The organism is Mycobacterium neglectum (assembly GCF_002591975.1).
GTDB lineage: Bacteria > Actinomycetota > Actinomycetes > Mycobacteriales > Mycobacteriaceae > Mycobacterium > Mycobacterium neglectum.
On record NZ_NVQE01000001.1, the window covers coordinates 14,811 to 37,346 of the forward strand.

Below are 22,536 nucleotides of genomic sequence, written 5' to 3' on the forward strand. Positions count from 1 at the left end.
CGCTGGAGATCAGGCCAGTCGACTCTGCGGCGTGCAGACGTTCATACTCGCCGCGCTGGTCAACAGTTCCAGACGGGCGAATCGACTTGCCTTCCTGCTCACCAGGGACAGCCGGCCGTCGCGGAGCACTGGCGCCGGGTGCATGGCGAGCAGATCGTCGGCGTTCGAGTTACCGGTGCCGAGCAGCACGCCGTGGCGTGCACGCACGTGGCGAATGCCATCGGGCGTGTGGACCAAGGCACCGACGGGTTGGCCATCGTTGAAGAGCAGGCGCTGAATCGTGCTCGAGCCGTGAATCTTCACCCCGCGCTCCTTGGCCATGTCTCGCAGCCACTGGCGCAAGGTCGTCCCAGATCGCCGAGCGAACGGGATCTCCGCGACGACGCCGGCTCTGATCGTCGTGCCATCCTCCAAGCGCATCGAAGACATGGTCAACGGTGACACCCGGCTGAACACCAGGCCATACGGCGAGGTCAGGCACTCACGCGCCCAATGCGCGAGTTCGTTGCCGTAGAAGGGTGGGACGGTCCCCCGCCGGTCGTCGCACGGATCGTCGCCGAAGGATTCGACGGAACCGATGGGCAACTGACCATGAGTCGGGGATCGTCGTGGTGGACCCAGGTCGCAGGTGAGCTGATGAAGGTAGGCAGCCGTCGGCTCGTCGGACTCGTCGGCGCCCCAATGCCTCTGCAGCAGATCCGGCCAGGCTTCGACCGGATCGGTCGACGCCGCCGTCTGCGATGTCCTTCGACGTGGCTCTGCCACGAACACCGACATTCCGGCGTCCGCCGCCGTGATGGCTGCAGCCAGGCCTGCGCTGCCCGACCCGATGCACACGATGTCGACGAGCTCGCTGTTGGACATGGTCATGACCTCGATCGCGGCACTCACACCGCAACCGCGGGTTCGACGCCGACGCCTGACCGGTTCGTCTCAGACTCAGCTTGGCTGCGCACTTCAGCAACGCTTCCTTCTCATTATCAAAGTTTTCGTCGGCTACTCTGCCGCCGCGGTCAATATCTCGAATCGGAACTATCGGTAATGCAATCAATAGCTATCAGGGAGGCTAGCAGTTAGACGGTTTGGTTGTCCGCCGTGTGACGAAGGCAACTCCCGCGTCAGTGAGCATCTCAGACTTTGCTCTCAAACCTCGGTCACGACCAACATTATCCTGATCAGGCTATCGATGCAATCGCGATGCGTTCCTGCAATACCTGTGCAACACGCTATTTACGTGCGACAACATTGCAGTTGACCACCGAGAATCACGTTTTCATGCAGTTCGAAGGCCCGTTTCATACTCGGCAGTAAGTTAGCTGTAGTGTTGCCGAAACTTCACGACGCAAACATGTATGCGCGCGCTCCAGCGCGCTGCTGACAGTGTGGCCATTGACGTTCGCGTCCATTTTCAGCAAATAAACATTAAGTGACATTTCTAATACGGGCATACCGTCCCAGAATTGGGAATAACGGATGCGGCGACCTCACAGTCAACAATTCAGTGTCACCGCAACGTCATCCCGGCTAACGCGCGGCACATGGCTGGTCCTAGCGGCGGGCGGCGCTCTCAGTACGCAGCTAGCGCGGTCCGAATTGGCGGTCGCCCGCATCGCCCAGCCCCGGGACGATATAGGCGATCTCGTTGAGACGCTCGTCGATCGCAGCCGTGAACAGGCGCAGATTCGGGGCCACCTCTTCCAATGCCGCAAGGCCTTCGGGGGCGACCACGACACAGATCGCAGTCACATCGGCGACACCGCGGGCTTGCAGCAGTTCGATGGTGTGGGCCATGGAGCCGCCTGTGGCCAGCATCGGGTCTAGGACAAATACGGGTTGAGCACTCAGATCGTCGGGCAGCGATTCCAAATACGGAGTGGGTTCGTGTGTCTCTTCGTCCCGCGCGACACCGACGAAGCCGACACGTGCCTCTGGGATCAACGCGTGCGCCTGGTCGACCATGCCAAGGCCGGCGCGCAGGACGGGTACGAGTAGCGGCGGGTTGGCCAATCGGCACCCGGTCGTCTCCGCGAGCGGTGTGCGGACCGGGACGGTTTCGGTGGCGGCGTCGCGGGTTGCCTCGTACACCAGCATGAGGGTGAGGTCGCGAAGGGCAGCACGGAACGCCGCGTTATCGGTGGTCACGTCGCGCAGTGTGGTCAGCCGCGCGGCGGCGAGCGGGTGGTCCACGACGCGCACATCCATGGGCCGCACATTAATGGAACCGATGCGACCAGGAGCGCAAAGCCGGGACGTTATCCGGAGAACGAAGTCATGCGAGGCGACCTGGTGCCGCGCACTGGCTGTAAGACGCTGCGCTGCGGAGGAATTCCAGCCGGGCGAAGCGACTAGCCGGCCTGCCGACTACGCAGAGTGTGGTGTCGCTGCCGAGCGCCATCGGCAAGATCGCCAATGTGTCGTCGCCTGCAGAACAGCTCGTGCCGAGCAGTACACCGCGGCGGGTCCGTACCGTACGGACGCCGTCGGGTGTGTCAAACACCGCGCCGACGAGCTGGCCGTCGTGGAAGATCAGTCGCCGAACTGCGCACGACTCCTGGACCGTGACACCTTTTTCCCGCGCCAGCCCGGACAACCACTGCCGAACGGTCATTTCGCGGCTCCGGCTCGTCGGGACGGGCGCGATGAGGCCCGCCCTGATCGTCGGGCCATCGACCTTGCGCATCGACGTCAACATCGGCGAGCTGACCCGGCTGAGCATCAATCCGAACGGCGAAGTGAGGCATTCACGCGCCCACGTGGCCAGTTCCGCGCCGTGGAACGGCGGCACGGATTGGGTCGGATCAGCCTTTCTATCGGTGAATGTCTCGACTGTGCCGATCGGCAGGTGACGACTCGCCTTCGCATGCGCCGGTGGCCCCAGGCTGCTCGTCAACTCCTCGAGGTAGTCGTTGATTGATGAGTTGAATTCCTCTACACCCCAGCGCCTCTGGAGCAGAGTCGTCCATGACTCAACGGAGGCACCGACCGACCGCGTTGGCGATATGACCTCTCGATTCAGCTCGACGACCAACACTTTCAAGCCGGCGTCCGCCTCGGCGATCCCGACAGCCATTCCCGCACTGCCGGATCCGATGCACAGAATGTCTACTAACTCAGCTCGGCTCATCTCTGCCACCCCAATCGCGGCCCATCAGATACCGGCCGCTGGGCCCACGACGACGGCGGAGTTGTATCCGCCCATCCCCATCGACGTCTTGAGGGTCAGTCCACCTTCGAGCGGAGTCAGACCATCGAGCAGGCGCGGGTGCGCGGTGCTCACGACCCGAGACGCCGGAACCTGCTTGTGCTCATAACCCATCAGGGTGCCCGCCAGTTCGATCGCCCCCGCGCTGGCCAGACAATGACCCACCAACGGCTTGAGCGCATAGATGTGCGGAACGTCGGCACCGAAAACCTCGTCCAGGACATGGGTTTCGGCGTCGCTGCACTGCTGAGTTCCGGTGCCGTGCGCATTGAGGTAACCCACCTCCTCGGGCGCGACGCCGGCATCGTCGATCGCCTCGGCCACACACCGGATCACCTCGGCATGCGAGGGGTCCATTCCGGTGGCATGGTGGGCATCGCACGTCATCGCCCCACCCAGCAGCGCCCCGTACGGCGCCGCACGCGACACCGTCAAGAAGCCCGCGAGCTGTCGCGAGGACATGACGAACCCGACAGCCGCCTCACCGGGGCCGAAACCCTTACCACCGTCCTGAAACGGCCGGCAGGCATCAAGCGGTTCGATATCGACCGCCGCAGCACCCAGCCGCGTGAATCCGGCGACGACCTCCGGCGTGAAGGACAGATCCGCGGCCACCACCACCACGTCGTCCACCTTGTCGGCGTCCAACCACAGTTTCGCCATGAGCAATGCGTTGTTCGTCGACGCACAGGTGGCCGACACCATCATCGACGGGCCATGGAAGCCGAACTCGTGCATGAACATCGCCACCGGCGTCGAGGGCAGCACCCGTACGAAATCCCGGGAACGCCGCGCACGCCCGGAGCAGAACTCAGTCCACCCGTACTGATCAGAGAAGCAGCCGACGCTGATCACTCCGACGCGCGCACCCGGCACCCATCCCCTGGCCCTGGCATCGGCGACGGCTTCCCGGCCCGCGGCCATGAAGGCGCGTCCGAACAGCCCCTCACCGTCCTCCGCGTCGCCGCCCTCTGGAACCAGGGCGAGCCACGCCGATTCCGTGTGGTCTTCGCCGTAGCCGCCGACCAATCGCGCTGCGGGCTTACCGCTGGATACGCCCTCCCAGAAGACGTCGCGACCCCACCCGTAGCCGCTGACGACACCCAAGCCGACGATGTCGATTCCGTTGCTGGACATAGTGATTCTCCGTTACGTCTGGTAGCCGTGTAGATGATTTGTTACTGCGCGCCGTTGCGGCTGGCGTAGGCGTGCATCGCCGACGCCGAGACTTCCTGCGGGCCTGGAATTGCCAATTCGAGAGATGCCGCAGGCAGTAGCGACGCCATATCGCGCAACTGCTCCAGAGCGGCTTGCACAGCGTCCTTGTCGAGAACGCCGGGATCAAATGACACCGAGAAGATGAGCTGGCCCTCGACGGAGACTGCCGCAACACTGACACCGTTCGCACCAGCCGGATACGACATCGTGAAGTACTGCGCTTGACTGAGCTCAGACCACGGCACGTGTTCAAGACCCGGGAGGCGCGCCATCGAGTTGAACGTCATCGTGAGGGGACCAGGCCCCGATGGGGCCTCATCATGTGATTCCCGGCGCAGTGCAGCCGAGACGGCCCCCGCCAACAGTGCCGGCACCCCGCGCGACGTGTCGACGAGACGCTTCAGACCGGTCGAGACATCCCACGGGCTGTCCATGTCTGCGGGAATGAACACGCTCTTCGCGAGGTTGCCGGGGCGCAACGCCTGGTTCTTGGGCAGATGGCGCCGCAGGTCGACCAGGGTGTAGAACCCAGCGGGATTCACCGGCAATCCCTGACCGGCCAGCGCGCGGTACGCCGCCGACGCCATCAGCGCGGTCGTCGACAGATCAGGGTAGTTCGCCTTCCGCCACGCCTTGAAGCGTCCGAACTCTTCGTTTGACAGCTTCATTCCGACGGCGGTGGTCGTGCCGGTCGGCTGCGCGACCGGGCCGGCCGCCACCCTCGCGGTCGGTGTTACGACCTGTGCTGAACGGCTGTGGTCCCACCAGTCGCGCCAGTGCGCGGACGCCTCTTTCAGGAAGATCTTGCCTGCCACGCCCAGTCCGGCATTGGCACGCAACGGCTTCAAGCCCTCGATGTCGCCGAGCGACATCAGCACCGAGAACGGGGAGAACACCGCGGCATCACCTGTGGCGTGGGCGAAGTAGGAGGTGATCGAGTCGCCACCGATCACCACCTTGAACGGGGCGTTGTACCCGTCCGGCGGCTGATTGTCGACCAGGTAGGTGAAGGGATCCTCGCGGTCACAGGAAGGACCTCGCACAATGATTCGTTCTACGTGCGCGCGTCGCTGCCCGGCCGGGACCGGACGCCAGCGCGTCCCGCCCTCCTCGAGAGTGCAGCACAACGGGTGGGTCGGGTCGGACTCCATGAACTCGACGTACTTCGCGTGCACCTCGTCGATATCGGGGGCAACGATGGGCGCCAAGCCCAGAACAGTCCAATGGTTCAGCCAGGTGCGGTCGAGGTAGCTCGTGCGGGCCCCCCGGCCAACGGGCAGATCACTCATGCGAATATCTCCTTGTCGGGAACAGTTACATTGCAGGACAGCGGTATTGCTTGGCCGGCCACTGATGACCGGTAGATCTCCGCGGTATTGGCGGTAACGTCGCGCCAGTCCGGCACTTGGGCCGCCTGTTCGCGTGGATGGGCGAGCTGATGACGGATCTGCGCCGCCAGCGCGCTTGCAGACCTGTCGCTCTGGATCACGGCACCGTCGCCCAGAAAGTCCGCGACGATCTCGCGGTGAGCGGGCAGATCACTCACGATCACTCGGGCGCCGGCACTGGCCGCCTCCAGCGGGGCGATGCCGAAAGCCTCGCGCTCCGACATCGACACGAAGACGTGCGCCGTCTTCAGCCATCTGTGCAGCTCGCAGTCGGTCACCTTGCCCAACACCCGAACGCGATGTGCTAGATCGAGATCGGTTGCAAGCGAGATGACCTCTTCACGTTGACCACCGTCGCCCACGATTACCAACTGCGCAGGTTCCGGTACGTCCCCGAATGCCCTGACGACGTCGGCGACCCGCTTGTAGGACTCGAGCCGTCCAACACAGAGGACGGTCGGTGGCTCACTGGGGAACGCTTCGGCGCGCCGGATCTCGGCGGCGGAGATGCCGTTGGGAATCACCGACACCTTGTCTGCCAGGAATGGAAAGTCACGCAACAACAACCGGCGTTCTGCCTCCGACACGCAGACGACGGCCGCGCACCTACGGAAGAGTCTCTTGCCGACGTGAAAAAAGCCGAGGTGCAGAAGGTCCGCAGCGCGCGAGTGTCCGCGCCGGCCGTGGTAGTGAGGCGTGAACACCGTCGGCGCGGACGGACCGAAGACCGCGAGGGCCGTCGTCGCGTGATAACTGTGGACATGCATCACGCGCCCGATTCCGCGGCGCCGGACGGCTGCCCGCACGAGTTGAGGTGAGATCGACATCGCGCGCAACCGCCACGCCGGATACGTGACCACCCGGCATCCGCGGTACTCGGTCACCGTTGGCCGGGTGAGGTCACGGCTGGCCGTCAGCACCTCGACATCCACACCGGACCGCGCCAACTCCTCCGCGAGCGCGGACGTGTGCGCTTCGACACCGCCGGTATCGGGCGCGAATCCCGGTGTCACCAGCGTGATAGCGGGAGTGGTCACAGTCCGACCGCCTTCTCGACCTCGCCGGCGATCAGGTCGTGGCCCGCGCGATTCGGATGCGGGTCGTTGTCGGTGCAGTAGTAGGTCAGACTGCATACCCGGCCGATCGACGCGGGCACGGTGCCATGACCTTCCAGATAGGTCTTATCGGTGCTTGGCAGATAGCCCCCGGCCAGCGCGGTGGTATCGACGAACTTCGCGCCGTACTTCGAATATGTCTGCGCCAGCGTCGGGTTCAGGTAGTTCTGGAACAGGATGGTCGCGGCGTCGGCCTTCGCTGAACCGTCCGGCTTGAGCGCATCAGCCAGGTACACGTTGATATAGGAGACGCCGACGATGGGCACGTTCGGGCCGACCGCTGCCCGGATGCGTTCCAGCACAGAGTCCAGACTCAACCGGACGCGAGGGACCTCCGCCTCGGCACATGTCTGCCGTTGCGCGGGGTCGGCCTCGTTGGCACACCGAAGCAGATCGTTGGCGCCGATGCCGAGCGTCACCAGCTTGATCCGATCGCGATGCTCGGAAATGAAATCGACCGCTGCCGCGGCTTGAGGGGTGTCCGTGTACTCCGGTCCACCGGGGGCCCGGGCGTCGTCTGCGCACCCCTTGTCGAAGGCCATTCCGTAGGCCGTGGTGCCTGAACACGCGAAGTTGACAAGCCTGACATCTTCGCTTCCGGAACGCAGCTTCTCCTCAACCCGGTACGCGAAGCCGTCACGTGAGGTGGCGCCCGGTCCCATGAAGCTGGGGCGATAGCCGGCTGCGTAGGAATCGCCGATCGAGACGTAATAGGAATCCGCAGCTGCCACGGGGTCGGTGGCCGATGCAGTGGCGACCCACCAGCCGAGACCACCAACAAGGGAGGTAGCGACTGCGATGCGCGCCGCCCGCCGTACCCAGAGGCCAGGACGCGGCTTGGAAGCGGCACGGCGACTTCCTGGCAATTGTGCTTGCTTATCCATCTTTAGCAACGAACTTCCTGATAAGAATCTCCGTTGACCGGCTCCGGTGCCGACCTGTGAAAATTGACGCGCGGATCAAGAGCTAGAAAAGTCTCTCGTGTTTGCTGACAGTAACACTTAGCTAGTACCGTCGCATCCTGTGTGACCCAGTCCACACTCGCGATCGCGGCTGGAGGAGACCACACCGTCAGCTGACGCCACCCAGCGGTAACGTAACTGACCCGAGCGTGTGGTGCAACATCGATCACTGGGCGAAAATCAACGATAACCTGCAGTTAACGTGCCTATCAGGCGGATGGCAGGAGCCGAAAGCGCCGCCACCGAGGCCGACTTCGGGCTACGCGACTTCAAAGATCTTCACGATCCTTCGGTAGGTCGTTCGAGCGTCCGGCAGCCAATCTCCCGGCCACCGGACAACACACGACGTGAGCAGCGTCTTACACATACTGGTGCAGATTTAGCAAACAATGTCTTCTCGCCCTGGGCCGAGCCGACGCAAGCCAGAAAATATTCGGACTTGCGCAAATTGCTTAGATTCAGCAAACTGCACATCATTGGCTGATGCGGATGCCTGCTAACGCCAGTTGAAGGGGACGTCGTCGAAGTCGCCGACGCAGGAGCACCCGCTCGCCCGCAATTTCCGAGGCCACGGCCTCACATGAACCTCTTTGGGGGAAGATCGTGATCAGGCTTTCGATCGTCATGCCGGTCTACAACGAGGCGTCCACCATCACCGACGCAATCGACCGAGTGCTCGCCGTCGACTACCCGTGCTCAGTCGAGCTGATCGTCGTGGACGACGGCAGCACCGACGGCACCGGCCGGCTCATCCGCGAATATGGCAGCCGCGGCGCCACCGTGCTGTGTCACCCCGTGAACCGGGGGAAGGGCGCAGCCGTGCTGACCGGGGTCCGCAAGGCCACCGGAACGCACGTCATCATCCTGGATGCCGATCTCGAGTACTCCCCGACGGACATCCCCTCGATGGTGACGCCCGTCATCGAGGGCTTCTCGGACCACGTCTTCGGGTCGCGGGTGTTCGGCATGAATACTCGGTTCCCGTCGTACCGCTTCGCCATGGGCGGCCGTGCCACTACCGTCGCGGCCAACCTCATGTACGACGCATGCTTGACCGACATGCATACCTGTTTCAAACTTGTTCCGCTGGAGCACTTCCGAGCGCTAGCACTCGCTCAAGAGGGTTTCGGCCTCGACACCGAGCTCACCGCGTCCATGCTGCGCGCAGGCATCCGGCCCTACGAGGTGCCGATCACCTACAACGGCCGCGACCTGATGCATGGCAAGAAGATCACGTGGCGCGACGGGTTCTCCTGCATATGGATCTTGCTGATGGTCCGCCTGCGCAAGCCGGTCACCCTGCCCGAACGTGCCTACGAGCTCGCACGCGTCGTCGTTCCGATGCCGCAGTCGATCATGGCCCACGACGAGTGGCCCGACGAAGAGATGGTCAATGCCGCAACCTGAGGCACTGTCCACATGCAGGCAGCTCAAGCTGCCGCCTAGTTCCGACTCCAAGCGAGTCCTGCTGGTGGGACCGGGTTTTCGGTTCCTTAGCGGCCTATCTGTCTACACCTGCCGGCTGGCCAACGCGCTGGCCGACTCGCACGATGTGTCGGTGCTGTTGATCGACCGGCTTGTTCCCAAGTTCCTGTACCCCGGGGCGGCGCGGGTCGGGCACGACCTGACGTCGCTGACCTATGACGAGCGAGTACGAGCGATCGGTGAGCTCAACTGGTACTGGGGCCGGTCAATGGCGCAGGTCGCACGCACGCTCCGGACCTTACAACCGGACGTCATCGTCCTGCAGTGGTGGACGGCCGCGACGTTGCATACGTACCTCATGCTCGCCCTCGTCGCGAAACGCATTGGCATTCCAATAGTCATCGAGTTCCACGAAGCGCAGGACACCGGCGAGGCTCGAATCCCGCTGGTCGCCTCCTACGCTCGGCGAAACCTGCGCACGCTGGTGGCCCAGTCGGCGGGGGTAATCTGTCACAACAGCCACGATGTGGACCTGTTGATATCGACCTTCGGGGTGGATCTCCTCCGAAACGTCCCGGTGTCGATCGCCCCGCACGGCCCATACGACCACGTCGTAAAACAGCTATCCGCGACGGCGCGCACGAGCGCTCGGACCAGGGTGCTCTTCTTTGGTCTGATCAGGCCGTACAAGGGGTTGGAAGATCTGGTCTACGCGCTCGACGGGATGTCGGATCTCGAAGCGGCACAGTTCGAGATCGACATCGTCGGCGAGACCTGGGAGCAGTGCACGCTGCCTGCGGAGGCCATCGCGGCCAGCCGACACCGCGACCGGATCAACTTCGTGAACCGGTATGTCAACGACGCCGAAGCGGCGGAGTACTTCGCGCGTGCGGACGTGGTCGTATTGCCCTACCGGCGCGGTTCGGCCAGTGGGCCCTTGCAGATCGCGATGAGCGCCGGACTGCACGTCGTGATGTACTCCGTGGGCGGGCTGGTCGAGGCCGTCCGCGACTACGAGGGTGCAGTTCTGGTGCCGCCGAACGATGTTCACGCACTGCGCAACGCACTGCTCGACGTTGTGGCGCGGCGCGACAGCCGATTCGATGACCCTCACTCCTGGCAGGACGTGCAGAGGGCGATCGAAAAGCACATAGCTGAAGGAAAGACCGCGTGACGATCGTCGCAGCGCCCCTCGATCTCGCCGACTCGGCCGAGACTCGGGATATCGGAACGCCGGATCCAGAAAGCCTTGTGCCCTACCGCCGCACGTGGCGTCCACCCGCATGGCCGTTGACTATCGGCGCAGCCGCCATCGGCATCATCGTCATCGGCTTGTCATATCGGCTGTCTGCACAGGCCTTTCCAGCCGATGTCTACTACCTGGTCTTCTGGATCGGAATGCTCGGCGCCCTTCTGCCCGCGACGCTGAAGCTCAGCGCCGTCGGCACCGATCGGACCGCCCGACTGTGGACGATCCTGCTGATCGGCGTGCTCACCGCAGTCCCGAAGTTCCTCCGGAATCCGGGTGAACCGCGCTACCACGACGAATACGCGCACTGGCGGGAAGCGGTGGACGCTGCCTCCGCCGGTCAGCTATTCCGGCCCAACACCGTCATCCCGATCGTTCAATACTTCCCAGGAACGTCTGCGCTGACAGTGACCACGCATTCATTCAGCGGACTCAGCATCTGGGCCGCGGGCGCACTCGTCGTGCTCCTCATGCACATCCTCGGACTGTTCGCGATGTTCCTCCTGGGCGAGAAACTGTTGTCATCTGCCCGGGCCGGCGCTATCGCCGCGCTCATCTACGGCATCAATCCCTCTGCCATCTACTTCGATACGCAGTACGCCTACGAGAGCATTGCGATCAATTTCTTCCTGTGGACGTTGGCGCTGACGACGATTGCCGCGCGGGACACGTCGCGACGGCGGTGGGCCTTCGTCGCGACGGCGATGATGACCGCCTTCTGTTGCGTCGTCGTCCACCATCTGAGCACCGTTTTTCTCATACTGGCGATGTCGACGGTGGTGGCGACCGCGACCGTCCGAACTCTGTTGCTAAGCCGCCGGTCCGGCGGAGGCGGCGGTTCGATCCGAGGTGAATTGCTGACCTGGTGGCTGATGTGGACCGCCGTGCTCGCCATCGCCGCGGGCTGGGTGATCTTCGCCGCCCGCCCGACATTGGTGTATCTCGAGCCTTACTTCGGCAATTCGGTGGATCAGCTCCAGACCATGACGACGGAGAAGCCCGACACCGGACGCCAGCTCCTGGCCGCCAATGTGCAGCCGATGTGGGAGCAACTGCTGACCGCGGCGGCGCCGCTGTTGTTGGCAGGCGTGGTCATCGCCGCGGCGATGATGTTGCGCCGGCGGCAGATCCGGCTCGATTCGACTACGTGGGGGTTCGTGGTCTTCGGTCTCTTCTATTTTGCGTCGCTACCGTTCATCCTGGCGCCGTCGGGGGCGGAAGGAGCACGACGGTCGTGGGGATTCGCCTACGTCGGCGTCGCCCTGATCGTCGCGATGGTGGTCGTGCACCGGCCGCAGAACCGCCCGCGTTGGCTGCTGGCGACACAGCGGGTACCGGTGCTGGTGACACTGTTCGCTGCGCTCGTCGTCGGAAATGTCGGCGGTGGCTTGAACGACCCTTACCGCTTCCCGAGCCCGTTCCGATGGGGTACCGACACCAACTCCGCCAGCGACGAAGCCCGCACCGTCGCAAGGGATCTCAATGGTGAAGTAGGACGCGTCCGCGTGGTCTCGGACTCGTACACCAGGCTCCAGCTGGCCGCGTACGGCGGCATGATCCTGGCTGCTCCCTCACCAGGCTTCCCCGCCTGGCAGCTGGTTCAGTCCAGCGAGGATCCAAGCCCTGAGCTGGCCGGCATGCTGGTCTCGTCCGACTACAACTTCCTCGTGGTCGACGTCAGGATGGGCGAGGAGGCACCCTTCAACGGGCACAACTTCGGCGAGAACGACCCGCTACGCGGGCGGGCCACGCCGATGACCAACCTGACGCGCCTCGATTCCGTGCCGTGGGCGACCCGGGTCATCACCACCGAGCATCTGCGGGTCTACCGGCTGGATCTGATGCCAATCGCGATGCAACCGAGGGGAACATCATGACCGACTTACAGTCTCGTCCGCCACGCGTGACCGGGGTGCGCCATAGCCTGATGGGGTACGCGATTCCCACGGCTGTGCTCGTCCTGGCAATGTTCGGGTCGATGACGCAGGCGCCGTGGCCGGTCCGGATAGTCGCCGCGGGCGTACTCATGATCCTGCCAGGTGCGGCTCTGACAAGATTGCTCTTCGGTGAGCGGGAGGACCAGGCGATCCGGCTGCCGTTGACTGTGCTGTTCGGGCTGATGCTGTGGCTGGCTACTGCGCTGATCCTGAACCTGATCGGAACATCGATCAATGCAACCAGTTTGGCGATCGGCGTCGGGGTTGTGGGACTTCCCGCGACGGTCGCGAGCCAGTGGCGCCGCTCGCACAACGTCCATACGTACACCGCCGACGTCGGTACTACAGCCACCCTGCCGGGGGAACCCAGGCGCCGGATGAAGGACGTTGGCGCGGTGATCTGTTCCGTCGCGGCTATTGCCCTGGCGCTGGTCGTGGCCGAGGCGATCCAGCCGCATCACGTCGAGCGGTACGCCTCACTCGGGTTCATCGACACTCCGCAATTTGTCGACGGTCGCATCGCCGATGCCGCCCCCGGAGGCCAGGTCCGGCTCAACTGGGTCTTGCGCGGCTACGGATACGACCTGTCGACAACTTCGGCGAGCGTCAGCGTGACCGTCGACGGTTCACCGGTCGACAACGTCGCCATCGATGTCGGCCCCTCCACCGAGCCCGACGAGCCGGGTGCGACGAGCACCGTGGACGGCGCCGTCACGTTCGCAGCACCGATGAATCGGGGTGGGCACGTGGTCGCAGTGACCGTTGTGCCCGCTACAACCGACGGGACAGCTGTCCCCGCACCAGGATTCATTTCCACCGTCTTGGAGGTCAAATGAGTGAGCACGATGTCGACGCGGCGCCTGTGGGCCTGAGCGCCAAGCTCCGGGGCGCATTGACCGACCCGATGATGCGCAACAGTCTCGCAATCATGACAAGTACCGTACTGACCTCAATGCTGGGATACGCCTTCTGGCTCATCGCCGCAAGGCTTTTCAGCCGTGAGGTGAACGGTACGGCTGCCGCGACCACCAGCGCCATCCAGGCGACCGTCCTGATCGCCAGCATCGGCGCCGCGGCGGCGCTCGTGGAGTGGCTGCCCCGTTGCACGACGGCCCTGGAGTGGCGGCAGCGGGTCACCACGGCGATGCTCGTATCGATCGTGACCGCCACGGTAGGTGCCGTTTTCGTCGTGGGCGTACTCGGCCTGGGTTTCAACACGCTGCCTCAGCTCGCGACACCCGCGGGGGCAACACTCTTCTGCGCGGCGTGCGCATTCTTCGCCGTCGGCCTCGTCATCGACTACATCGCCGTGGCAGAACACCGCGGCGGCTTGCTGCTGGTACGCAACATGGTGCTGTGCGGGTTGCGGATCCCGTTGATCTTCATTCCCGTGTTGGCGCTTAGCGGCGCGGATTCGATCCTCTTCGCCTGGACGGTCGCTGCGGCCCTGTCCCTGGTGTGCACGGTCGCGACCTTCGGATCCCGGTCCGGCCACTCGTTACGACCCAGCTTCACGGAACTGCCTCTGCACCTGCGCCAGATGGCGTCGTCGCTGATCGGCCAGCACCTCATCACGGTGACCGCCATGCTCGCCGGCTACGTTCTGCCGGTTGTGGTGTACGCCCGACTGTCGGCCACTGACAACGCGTACTTCTACATCACCTGGATGCTGGGATCCATTTTCTTCATCATCAGCCCGGCCATATCGGCCGCGCTGTTCGTCGAGGGCGCTGCGAACCCGCACGCGATGCCGCAACTGGTGCGGCGCTGCTTCATGTTCGTGGGTGCCCTGCTGACCGGCCCGATGATCGTCTACCTGATCGGCGGACAGTTCATTCTCGGGCTGTTCGGTGCAGACTATGTCGTAAACGGGTACGGCCTGCTGTTGGTACTCACGCTCTCGGCGATCCCCGATGCAATCACGAATATCGCTGTGGCCGTGCTGAGGGTTACCGATCGCACGTACACGGCACTGATGCTCAACGGCGGCATGCTCGCGGGCTGCGTCATCGGTGCGTGGATCGTGTTGCCCTCCATGGGAATCATCGGTGTCGGCGTGTGTTGGCTGGTCAGCCAGTTAGCCGGTGCTGCATGGGTGATCGCGCGCTGGCGAAACGTCTTCGGTGGCACTGCACCGACTGACGGTGACGTCGCCGAGCGAACAATGGAAGACATTGTGCCGGTGGCGATCCAGGCGGCCGACCATTAAGGTTCTGCAGGTCACCGACAGCTACGCCCCCGCGGTGGGCGGGCTCGAGCGAGCAGTTCACTCGCTATCAGTCGGCCTGGTCGAGCGCGGTATCCAGACCACTGTCGCGACATTGAGCCGACCGGATTCGGTGCCGGCCGAGGAGATCGACGGCGTCGAAATCCGGCGCCTCGACGGCTTCACCCGGCACCTGCGCCGTTTCGCTGCCGACCCGCAGCACTTCTTCCATCCGACGTGCCCCGACCCCCAGCTCGTGAAACGCCTCTCTGAGCTCATTGACGAGATCCGCCCCGACGTGATCCATGCCCACGGTTGGATTCTCAACTCCTGTATGGCCATTCGTCGGCCGACTCACACCCCGCTCGTCGCCACTCTGCACGACTACAGCGCCGTGTGCGCCAAGAAGACCCTGATCAACCACGACCGGCTCGATGAGGCGTGCGACGGACCACAGCTGGGTCGCTGCCTCAGCTGCGCTGGCGACTACTACGGAAAGATCAAGGGATCAGCGCTGACACTCGGACTCTCCGAGAGTCGCCGGAGGATGGACCGTGTCACCCTCTTCCTTCCGATCAGCACCGTCGTCGCGGCCAAAAGCTTGTCGCATATACCCGATGACAGGGTCGACGTCATACCGTCATTCATCGACGACTCCGCGCCCCGGGACGCGTTGTCCACTCCACGGCCGGGCTTCTTACCCGACGGCGACTTCCTCGTGTTCGTCGGCGCGCTCGGCGAGCACAAGGGCGTCGAGCTACTGGCCGAGGCACATCGTCGGATGAAAACCGCGCTGCCCTTGGTCATCATCGGCGCCGTGCGGGCCGACACCCGCATCCCTCAAGGATCCGAGAATCGACCGATCTTCGTCCATACCGGGCTGCCGCACAACGAGATCATGGCGACCCTGGCGGCGGCGACCGCTGCCGTTACGCCCTCGCGCTGGCAGGAGCCCCTGGGTTTGGTCCCGATCGAGGCCATGGCGGCAGGAACCCCGGTGGTGGCGACCCGCGTGGGTGCGCTGCCGGAAGTCGTCAAGCACGAACAGACCGGCCTCGTCGTCGAACCCAACAATCCCGATGCACTGGCCGCAGCGTTGGACCGGATCGTCACCGACCGCAGGCTGCGAGATGACTGCGGCCGCGCAGGACGGCGCTGGGCACAACGATTCACCGCATCAGCCGTGATCCCGAGGGTCATCGACGCTTACGAGCGGGCGATCGGTGCGTCCGACGTCAGGGCGTTGCGGCACGCACCAGATCGATCGCGTACTGCGTGAAGAACAATCCGGATCTGGGATCGCCCCGGTGACACTCCCCGTCGGACTCACCCGGGTGCTTGATCCACAGGTACGCATCCGCGTGCGGTCCGGTCGTGTTGGTCGTCGGCGCAGCCCCGATGGCCCGGCCGGGTGGATTACACCAATTCAATGGGCCGTCGGGGGCCGGGCCAGCACCGTTGCGCGACGTGTCGACCACGTAGGACGCCCCGTTCGTCAACGCCGAAACCCTCTCCCCGAAGGCAATCTCCTCCGCGGTGGTGAAGAAGTTCGACGTGTTGAGGCTGAATCCGCGAGCTCGATCGACGCCGACGTCGATCAGACGCCTGGCCAGTTCTTCGGCGGGCAACCAGCGTGAATGACCGCCGTCTATGTAGAGCACCACGTTCGCCTTGCGGGTCAACGTGTCTACGGCGTCGCGTAGCAGGTCCATCCGTTCCTGTTGCAGATCCGGCGGCAGGCAGTCCATCGCGGTCAACGCATCGGGTTCCAGTACGACCAAGACTTGCGACGTCCCGAGACCCTCCACCAATGAAGAGATCCACGCCCGGTATTCGTCACCCGTGGCGAAACCACTGGCGGAGAAGCCACCACAGTCGCGGTGGGGAATTGCGTACAACGCAAGCATTGGCATCTTGTTGACCGATTCTGCCGCTCGCACATAGGAATTGACGTCTGCGGCGACTCGGTCGATCGGCACCTCATTGCCGATCCAGCGGACCTGCGGCGTGCCTGCAATGGTGAGCAACTCACTCGATAGCGGTTGAGTCTCGGCCGCAGCAACCACCGACGACGTCGTCGGATCGACATAGAAGTACTTGCCGGACAACGGGTTATTCACCGAACCCGTGATTGTCTGCTCAATGTGAATGCTGCGTGGGGTGCTCACGGCGACATCGGGCAACGGCGCCTGCGCGGTAGCGGTGCATCCGATCACAGCGGCGGCAGGGACGACGAGGACGGGCGCCATTGCTCTCGCCAACCATCTACGTCGCTTCAGGGATAACACTCCAATAGTGTAGTGGCCCAACGTCAATGACGCCAACTGGACGGAAATCACCTACCGTGGCCCCATGTCGACGCTCCGCGCGAAAAGCGGAGGCACCCCAACGTCTCTGAAGTTCCGCGGCCCATCAGATACCGGCCGCGGGGCCCACGACGACGGCGGAGTTGTATCCACCCATCCCCATCGACGTCTTGAGGGTCAGTCCACCTTCAAGCGGAGTCAGACCGTCGAGCAGGCGCGGGTGCGCGGTGCTGACGATCCGCGAGGCCGGAACCTGCTTGTGCTCGTAACCCATCAGGGTGCCCGCCAGTTCGATCGCCCCCGCGCTGGCCAGACAATGGCCCACCAACGGCTTGAGCGCATAGATGTGCGGAACGTCGGCACCGAAAACCTCGTCCAGGACATGGGTTTCGGCGTCGGTGCACTGCTGGGTTCCGGTGCCGTGCGCGTTGAGGTAACCCACCTCCTCGGGCGCGACGCCGGCATCGTCGATCGCCTCGGTCACACACCGGATCACCTCGCTGTGCGAGGGGTCCACTCCGGTGGCATGGTGGGCGTCGGACGTCATCGCCCCACCCAGCAGCGCCCCGTACGGCGCCGCACGCGACACGGTCAAGAAGCCGGCCTGCTGTCGCGAGGACATGACGAACCCGACAGCCGCCTCACCGGGGCCGAAACCCTTACCACCGTCCTGAAACGGCCGGCAGGCATCAAGCGGTTCGATATCGACCGCCGCCGCACCCAGCCGCGTGAATCCGGCGACGACCTCCGGCGTCATGGACAAATCCGCGGCCACCACCACCACGTCGTCGACCTTGTCGGCGTCCAACCAGAGTTTCGCCATGAGCAACGCTTTGTTCGACGACGCGCAGGTGGCCGACACCATCATCGACGGTCCGTGGAAGCCGAACTCGTGCATGAACATCGCCACCGGCGTCGAGGGCAGCACCCGTACGAAATCCCGGGAACGCCGCGCACGACCGGTATTGAACTCGGTCCATCCGTACATGTCGGAGACGGTGGCTGCGTTGATCACGCCGACGCGCGCACCCGGCACCCATCCCCTGGCCCTGGCATCGGCGACGGCTTCCCGGCCCGCGGCCATGAAGGCGCGTCCGTACAGCCCCTCACCGTCCTCCGGATCGCCGCCTTCTGGAACCAGGGCGAGCCACGCCGATTCCGTGTGGTCTTCGCCGTAGCCGCCGACCAATCGCGCTGCGGGCTTACCGCTGGCCAACCCGTCCCAGAAGACGTCGCGACCCCATCCGTAGCCGCTGACGACACCCAATCCGACAATGTCGATTCCGTTGTTGGACATAGCGATTCTCCGATACCCCTATAGCCGCGTGAATGTCTGAGTTTGTGCGCGCCGCTGGCCCCGGTGTGAACCAGGTTCGCCCGAAGCGGTCTGTCAGAGATACTTGCCACCTCTTTGATAGCAATTAACTGTGCCCCCCGTCTAGGCCCCCGGAAGATCTAGCGACCGGACCGGAAGCTGACAGACAGATGTGATGCTAGGGAATTTTGCTGCCTTTGCGAGAGTATCACTTAGCTAAGTTGGTCGCACCCCCGTGGGACGCAGGCAACACCGTGGTCAGTTGTATACCCCGGGCGTGATTCGTGTACGCATCCATCGTGACCGGCCGATCAACCGATACAACACTGCGGAACGTGCAAAATATCCAGTCAATTGCCTGGTAGATGCGACTCTTGCCGCTTGTGGATCGAATCTGAAGCATTGGCCTTTCCCGCACGATCGGGCGCCGAAGGGGCGAGCGGGACCTCGACGGTCTCCGGCGCCGCTAAGGCCGCGACGCAACAGGTACGTGGGAGATGTGGCGGCAGTATTGAGCAACAAATTCGCTCGCCATACGGATCTTGGCAAATGACAGCGGCCATGCCGCACGGGTGGTTGACCCCGGCAGGCGGCCTGAACCAATCAGATCCTCTAGCAAACTTGCAACATCGCATGCACTGGTCGGCCGCCAATACAGCCCGATGACGTCGCTGATGGGGCCCGACTCGCCACACCTGCTCCTTGATGGAACCGACGGGGTTCGGGAGCCGTCCTAAGCGCATGTTCGCCGATACCGATGCCATCCGTGCGCTGGGGTCCGCTCATTCGATTCACGCCGACGACCTGGTGGCTATTGCCGCCGCATTGTCGTCGCTGCCCGTCGCGGCGGCCGGATCGTCGCTGGGTCCTGTCGGCGCACGGTTCCTGTCCGCGCTGTCTGAGGCCGCCGCAGATGGATCACGCCTGGCCGCGGCGATCAGCGACCACCTCGGGCTTTCGAACACGACCGCGTATGCCGTTGCCTCCGCCTATGATTCGGCCGACAGCGGCGCGGCCGTACGCATCGCGGGCGCCTAGTTGTGACCAGCGGCCTGGTCGCAGCCCTTGCGGCTCCGCTCAAGGCGGTGCAGTCGACGGTCGGTCCAGGATGGTCCACTGATCCTGCTGCCGATCCGGGCACCATGCTGACCCGAGTGCGCGACGCGCTCTCAGCCGTGTCGGCGGCGACCAGGAGGGCCTGGCATCAAACCGACTGGACCGGTGCTGGCGCCGACGGGGCCGCCGATTTCACGGCGAGGACCGTGGCGGCCATCGACGACCTTGCCGATCGAGCCGAGGCTATGAACGTGGCGGCAAGTGCTGCCGGCGCCGCGGTCGCGCGTGCTCATGAGCGGTTGCGCGATATCGTCCACGATTTCGAGTCGCGCGCTGCGGCGCTGGAACCCTTCCTCGACTCACCCGAAGTCGCCGCGTCGCTGAGGGCCGAGGCGCAACGATCACTCGCCGAGGCGGTCACCGTCGTCGAGGAACTTCAAGACGAGTTGGACCGACACACCGCGGCGCTCACCGGTCCCGCGGCGCCCCCGCCGGTGTCCACGGCACCCGCGGGCTTGGGGTCAGCGTCGATGCCGTCGATGGGCCCGGGTCTGGGTGGCTCGGGTCTGGCCGGCTCCGCCCCGATGAGTCCGTTGTCTAACGGAACATCTAGCGCGGGGTTCGGCGAGCTGGCCGGGTTGTTCACGCGAGATGCACCCACATCGTCACCGGAAGCCGCCACATTAGGAGATGGCGTCGCCATTCGCCTTCCCGACGGCACCACTGTCACAGCGCCGAATGCAGTGGCAGCCAGCGCGGTCCGACATGCTCTGACTCAGTTGGGAGTGCCGTACGACTGGGGCGGCACCACGCCGGGCGTCGGCCTCGATTGCAGCGGACTGACTCAATGGGCGTATTCGGAAGCGGGACTGAACCTTCCACGGTTGGCTCAGGAGCAGGACGTCGGTGCGCCCGTCGCGGCTGGCGATCTTCGACCGGGCGATCTCGCGGTATGGGACGGCCATGTCGCGATGATCGTCGGCAACGACACGATGATTGAAGCCGGCGACCCGGTGCAACTGTCGTCGATTCGAACTGGCAACGCAGGCCAGGGCTTTCAGGGGTTTTGGCGTCCCACCGCGTGAACCGCTCAGGCTTCGACGACGGCCCTGATGCGTTCGAGCGTTGTCCGCATATCACGCAGGTTCCGTCGCTTGCGGAGGTAGAAGAGGAACTCCAGCGGCCGCAGGACTGCCGATTCGATGGTCCGGAAAGACTCGGTCACGTCGGTTCCCTGACCGCTGGGGACGAAGGCGTAATGCCAATTGTTCACCGCGCGGTCGCCGACCAACACGGCGAAACCGAATTCCCTGCCCGGCTCACATGCCGTCACCCGACAGGTCGACCAGTACACGGGACCGATCTCGTTGCGCTTGACGTGACCACGGAATCGAGCGCCCAGCGTGGGTTCGGCAACTCCGTCGAGCCATTGCGCGTCGAATGTCTCCGGCGAGAATTTTCCGGTATTGCGGACATCGGCGACCAGCGTCCAGATTTCCATTGGCGAAGCGTCCATATGAACCGTCACCGCTCCGTGCACCAGGAGAGCGTAGCGGTCGACGGGCTCGGCAATATCGCCAGCATCGCGAGGCTCGTCGAACTCACCCTCGACCACGGTGGCTATTCTGTGCGCCATGGCTGCTGAAATCGTGCCGATCCGTCTTGGGCTGACCAAGGGTGACCTCTACACGCTTTGGGCGCCACGGTGGCGCGACGAGGGCGACGAGTGGGAGGCATTCCTCGGCAAGGACGAGGATCTCTATGCCTTCGAGACGGTGGCCGACCTGGTGGCGTTCGTCAGGACCAACAAAGACAATGACCTGACCGACCATCCTGCCTGGGAAAAGCTCACCGAGGCCAATGCGCATCGGCTGGATCCCAGCGAGGAACGGCAGTACGACGTCGTCGGCGTGCCGGAGCTGGCCGCCGAAAAGCCCAGCGAGGAGACGGTGGCGCAGCTGCATCGGTCGCTGGCCATCGCATCGTCCATCGGATCGGTCTGTGAGCTCCCCGCGATCAGCAAGTTCTTCAACGGCAATCCGGGGCTTGGCCAGCTGGGCGGCGGGGTCGAGGCGTTCTCGGGACGCGTCGGCAGGAAGCGATGGAGCGAAATCGAGACGGCGATCGGTCGCAGCTGGGACAACGTCCTCGATGCCATCGACGAGCTTGTCAGTACCCCCGATGTCGACGCGGTCGCTTCGAAGAAGGCCGCCGACGAGCTGGCAGCAGACGCCCCGGAGGTCGAAGAGGAAATCGTCGAGGAAGACGACGAGACCAGCAAAGACGACGACGTCGTCGAAGAAGCCGACGAACTCGAGGACCACGCCGACGGTGCGGTGCTGGGCAGCGACGACGACTTCTGGGTCAAGGTCGGCATCGACCCGGTGCGCATCATGACCACCGGCGGCACGTACTACACACTGCGGTGCTACCTCGACGATCAGCCGGTCTTCCTGGGACGCAACGGCCGGATCAGCGTCTTCGGATCCGAACGTGCGCTGGCGCGTTACCTGGCCGACGAGCATGACCACGACATCTCCAACCTTGCCACTTACGACGACATCCGCACGGCGGCCAACGACGGCTCGCTACGGGTGACCGTCGCGGACGAGAACGTCTACGTGCTCACCGAGATCGTCGACTATCTCGCCGAGGGACCCGACGCGATCGACCGTGACCAGCTCGACCTGGCCGTCGAATTACTCAGGGACGTTGGCGAATACGCTGAGGAGACGGTGGTCGCAGAAGCGCTCGACGCCGATCAGCCGCTGGGCAAGATCGTGTCGTACGTGCTCGATCCCGAGAAAGTCCGCAAACCGACGCCCCCGTACGCCAAGGCGGTCGAACAGTGGGGGTCGCTGGAAACCTTCCTCGAATCGCGACTGCGACCCGAATAGGACTAGAGCTCGATCGCTTTCGGGTGGCGCGGCTCGTAAAGGCGAGCTCGCCCTTGGCCTTGCTGGGTGCACGGCCACCTCCCGCGGGCGGCAGTTTGAAGATCAGCCGGCCACCGCCTGCGTCGACATGCGGATAGTCGAGGACATCGCGGAAGAAGGCGCGATCGGCATCGGCGTCGCGACGGCAAACGATGACGTGGGCGCCGGTGATCACGACGCACACCGTACGCTGCGGTGACTTTCGCCCTGCCGCGAAGTCT

At 64.2% G+C, this 22,536-nt stretch carries 19 protein-coding genes; 9 read left to right on the plus strand and 10 right to left on the minus strand.

The window, feature by feature from the left end; all coding sequences use genetic code 11:
• Nucleotides 1-9: 9 nt before the first annotated feature.
• The 7 genes from CSQ99_RS00070 to CSQ99_RS00100 all read right to left on the minus strand — a co-directional run bounded on the left by CSQ99_RS00070 (nt 10) and on the right by CSQ99_RS00100 (nt 7,807).
• On the minus strand, nt 10-891 hold the full coding sequence (locus CSQ99_RS00070) for an FAD-dependent oxidoreductase (RefSeq protein ID WP_245908572.1): 882 nt from the start codon (nt 889-891) through the stop codon (nt 10-12).
• Between the two features lie 687 nt (nt 892-1,578).
• Nucleotides 1,579-2,202 (minus strand): uracil phosphoribosyltransferase, encoded by a 624-nt coding sequence (gene upp, locus CSQ99_RS00075; RefSeq protein WP_099037013.1) that lies wholly within the window; start codon nt 2,200-2,202, stop codon nt 1,579-1,581.
• A 67-nt stretch (nt 2,203-2,269) separates the two neighbouring features.
• Nucleotides 2,270-3,124, minus strand: coding sequence for an FAD-binding protein (locus tag CSQ99_RS00080; protein WP_099037014.1), 855 nt, complete (start codon nt 3,122-3,124; stop codon nt 2,270-2,272).
• A gap of 24 nt (nt 3,125-3,148) precedes the next feature.
• Nucleotides 3,149-4,339, minus strand: coding sequence for a beta-ketoacyl synthase N-terminal-like domain-containing protein (locus tag CSQ99_RS00085; protein ID WP_099037015.1), 1,191 nt, complete (start codon nt 4,337-4,339; stop codon nt 3,149-3,151).
• Nucleotides 4,340-4,380: 41 nt separating this feature from the next.
• On the minus strand, nt 4,381-5,709 hold the full coding sequence (locus CSQ99_RS00090; RefSeq protein WP_099037016.1) for a hypothetical protein: 1,329 nt from the start codon (nt 5,707-5,709) through the stop codon (nt 4,381-4,383).
• Complete coding sequence (locus CSQ99_RS00095; protein WP_176560796.1) at nt 5,706-6,845, minus strand: glycosyltransferase family 4 protein; 1,140 nt, start codon at nt 6,843-6,845, stop codon at nt 5,706-5,708. Before CSQ99_RS00095 ends, CSQ99_RS00090 begins: the two co-directional genes overlap by 4 nt.
• Complete coding sequence (locus CSQ99_RS00100) at nt 6,842-7,807, minus strand: SGNH/GDSL hydrolase family protein (protein WP_099037018.1); 966 nt, start codon at nt 7,805-7,807, stop codon at nt 6,842-6,844. The genes CSQ99_RS00095 and CSQ99_RS00100 overlap by 4 nt, the downstream gene beginning before the upstream one ends.
• 681 nt (nt 7,808-8,488) lie before the next feature.
• Between CSQ99_RS00100 and CSQ99_RS00105 the strand changes: the two genes are divergently transcribed.
• Genes CSQ99_RS00105 through CSQ99_RS00140 form a run of 6 tightly spaced genes read left to right on the plus strand, consistent with a single transcriptional unit; the run spans nt 8,489 to nt 15,981 of the window.
• Nucleotides 8,489-9,292 (plus strand): glycosyltransferase family 2 protein, encoded by an 804-nt coding sequence (locus tag CSQ99_RS00105; RefSeq protein ID WP_218014570.1) that lies wholly within the window; start codon nt 8,489-8,491, stop codon nt 9,290-9,292.
• A complete protein-coding gene (locus tag CSQ99_RS00110; protein WP_099037019.1) occupies nt 9,279-10,484 on the plus strand; it encodes a glycosyltransferase family 4 protein in 1,206 nt (401 codons plus the stop codon). The genes CSQ99_RS00105 and CSQ99_RS00110 overlap by 14 nt, the downstream gene beginning before the upstream one ends.
• A complete protein-coding gene (locus tag CSQ99_RS00115; RefSeq protein WP_099037020.1) occupies nt 10,481-12,436 on the plus strand; it encodes a hypothetical protein in 1,956 nt (651 codons plus the stop codon). Before CSQ99_RS00110 ends, CSQ99_RS00115 begins: the two co-directional genes overlap by 4 nt.
• A complete protein-coding gene (locus CSQ99_RS00120) occupies nt 12,433-13,332 on the plus strand; it encodes a hypothetical protein (RefSeq protein WP_141562642.1) in 900 nt (299 codons plus the stop codon). Before CSQ99_RS00115 ends, CSQ99_RS00120 begins: the two co-directional genes overlap by 4 nt.
• Entirely contained in the window at nt 13,329-14,705 is a 1,377-nt protein-coding gene (locus CSQ99_RS30670) for a lipopolysaccharide biosynthesis protein (RefSeq protein WP_141562643.1), read from the plus strand. Before CSQ99_RS00120 ends, CSQ99_RS30670 begins: the two co-directional genes overlap by 4 nt.
• A gap of 34 nt (nt 14,706-14,739) precedes the next feature.
• Nucleotides 14,740-15,981, plus strand: coding sequence for a glycosyltransferase family 4 protein (locus CSQ99_RS00140; protein ID WP_176560797.1), 1,242 nt, complete (start codon nt 14,740-14,742; stop codon nt 15,979-15,981).
• Here CSQ99_RS00140 and CSQ99_RS00145 read toward each other — a convergent pair.
• Both CSQ99_RS00145 and CSQ99_RS00150 read right to left on the minus strand, forming a co-directional pair.
• Complete coding sequence (locus tag CSQ99_RS00145) at nt 15,938-16,951, minus strand: glycoside hydrolase family 6 protein (protein ID WP_099037026.1); 1,014 nt, start codon at nt 16,949-16,951, stop codon at nt 15,938-15,940. The two genes, CSQ99_RS00140 and CSQ99_RS00145, sit on opposite strands and share 44 nt — an antisense overlap.
• Before the next feature lie 163 nt (nt 16,952-17,114).
• Nucleotides 17,115-18,305 carry a beta-ketoacyl synthase N-terminal-like domain-containing protein gene (locus CSQ99_RS00150; RefSeq protein ID WP_099037027.1) on the minus strand — a complete coding sequence of 397 codons (1,191 nt, stop codon included), beginning with the start codon at nt 18,303-18,305 and terminating at the stop codon, nt 17,115-17,117.
• A gap of 759 nt (nt 18,306-19,064) precedes the next feature.
• Here CSQ99_RS00150 and CSQ99_RS00155 point away from each other — a divergent pair.
• Together CSQ99_RS00155 and CSQ99_RS00160 are read left to right on the plus strand one after the other, a co-directional pair.
• Nucleotides 19,065-19,361: a hypothetical protein gene (locus tag CSQ99_RS00155; protein WP_099037028.1), complete on the plus strand. Its 297-nt coding sequence runs from the start codon at nt 19,065-19,067 to the stop codon at nt 19,359-19,361.
• A 2-nt stretch (nt 19,362-19,363) separates the two neighbouring features.
• Complete coding sequence (locus CSQ99_RS00160) at nt 19,364-20,464, plus strand: C40 family peptidase (protein WP_099037029.1); 1,101 nt, start codon at nt 19,364-19,366, stop codon at nt 20,462-20,464.
• Nucleotides 20,465-20,469: 5 nt separating this feature from the next.
• On the opposite strand, the gene CSQ99_RS00165 is transcribed toward CSQ99_RS00160, so the two are convergent.
• Nucleotides 20,470-20,919, minus strand: coding sequence for an SRPBCC family protein (locus tag CSQ99_RS00165; protein WP_099037318.1), 450 nt, complete (start codon nt 20,917-20,919; stop codon nt 20,470-20,472).
• 94 nt (nt 20,920-21,013) lie between these two features.
• Between CSQ99_RS00165 and satS the strand changes: the two genes are divergently transcribed.
• Entirely contained in the window at nt 21,014-22,276 is a 1,263-nt protein-coding gene (gene satS, locus CSQ99_RS00170; RefSeq protein ID WP_099037030.1) for a protein export chaperone SatS, read from the plus strand.
• The last annotated feature ends 260 nt before the right edge of the window (nt 22,277-22,536 follow it).

Bases quoted from the DNA above. Each gene is read 5' to 3' on its own strand.
- upp (WP_099037013.1), bottom strand. From the start codon at position 2,202: ATGGATGTGCGCGTCGTGGACCACCCGCTCGCCGCCGCGCGGCTGACC.
- CSQ99_RS00080 (WP_099037014.1), bottom strand. From the start codon at position 3,124: ATGAGCCGAGCTGAGTTAGTAGACATTCTGTGCATCGGATCCGGCAGT.
- CSQ99_RS00085 (WP_099037015.1), bottom strand. From the start codon at position 4,339: ATGTCCAGCAACGGAATCGACATCGTCGGCTTGGGTGTCGTCAGCGGC.
- CSQ99_RS00090 (WP_099037016.1), bottom strand. From the start codon at position 5,709: ATGAGTGATCTGCCCGTTGGCCGGGGGGCCCGCACGAGCTACCTCGAC.
- CSQ99_RS00100 (WP_099037018.1), bottom strand. From the start codon at position 7,807: ATGGATAAGCAAGCACAATTGCCAGGAAGTCGCCGTGCCGCTTCCAAG.
- CSQ99_RS00110 (WP_099037019.1), top strand. From the start codon at position 9,279: ATGCCGCAACCTGAGGCACTGTCCACATGCAGGCAGCTCAAGCTGCCG.
- CSQ99_RS00120 (WP_141562642.1), top strand. From the start codon at position 12,433: ATGACCGACTTACAGTCTCGTCCGCCACGCGTGACCGGGGTGCGCCAT.
- CSQ99_RS30670 (WP_141562643.1), top strand. From the start codon at position 13,329: ATGAGTGAGCACGATGTCGACGCGGCGCCTGTGGGCCTGAGCGCCAAG.
- CSQ99_RS00145 (WP_099037026.1), bottom strand. From the start codon at position 16,951: ATGGCGCCCGTCCTCGTCGTCCCTGCCGCCGCTGTGATCGGATGCACC.
- CSQ99_RS00150 (WP_099037027.1), bottom strand. From the start codon at position 18,305: ATGTCCAACAACGGAATCGACATTGTCGGATTGGGTGTCGTCAGCGGC.
- CSQ99_RS00155 (WP_099037028.1), top strand. From the start codon at position 19,065: ATGTTCGCCGATACCGATGCCATCCGTGCGCTGGGGTCCGCTCATTCG.
- satS (WP_099037030.1), top strand. From the start codon at position 21,014: ATGGCTGCTGAAATCGTGCCGATCCGTCTTGGGCTGACCAAGGGTGAC.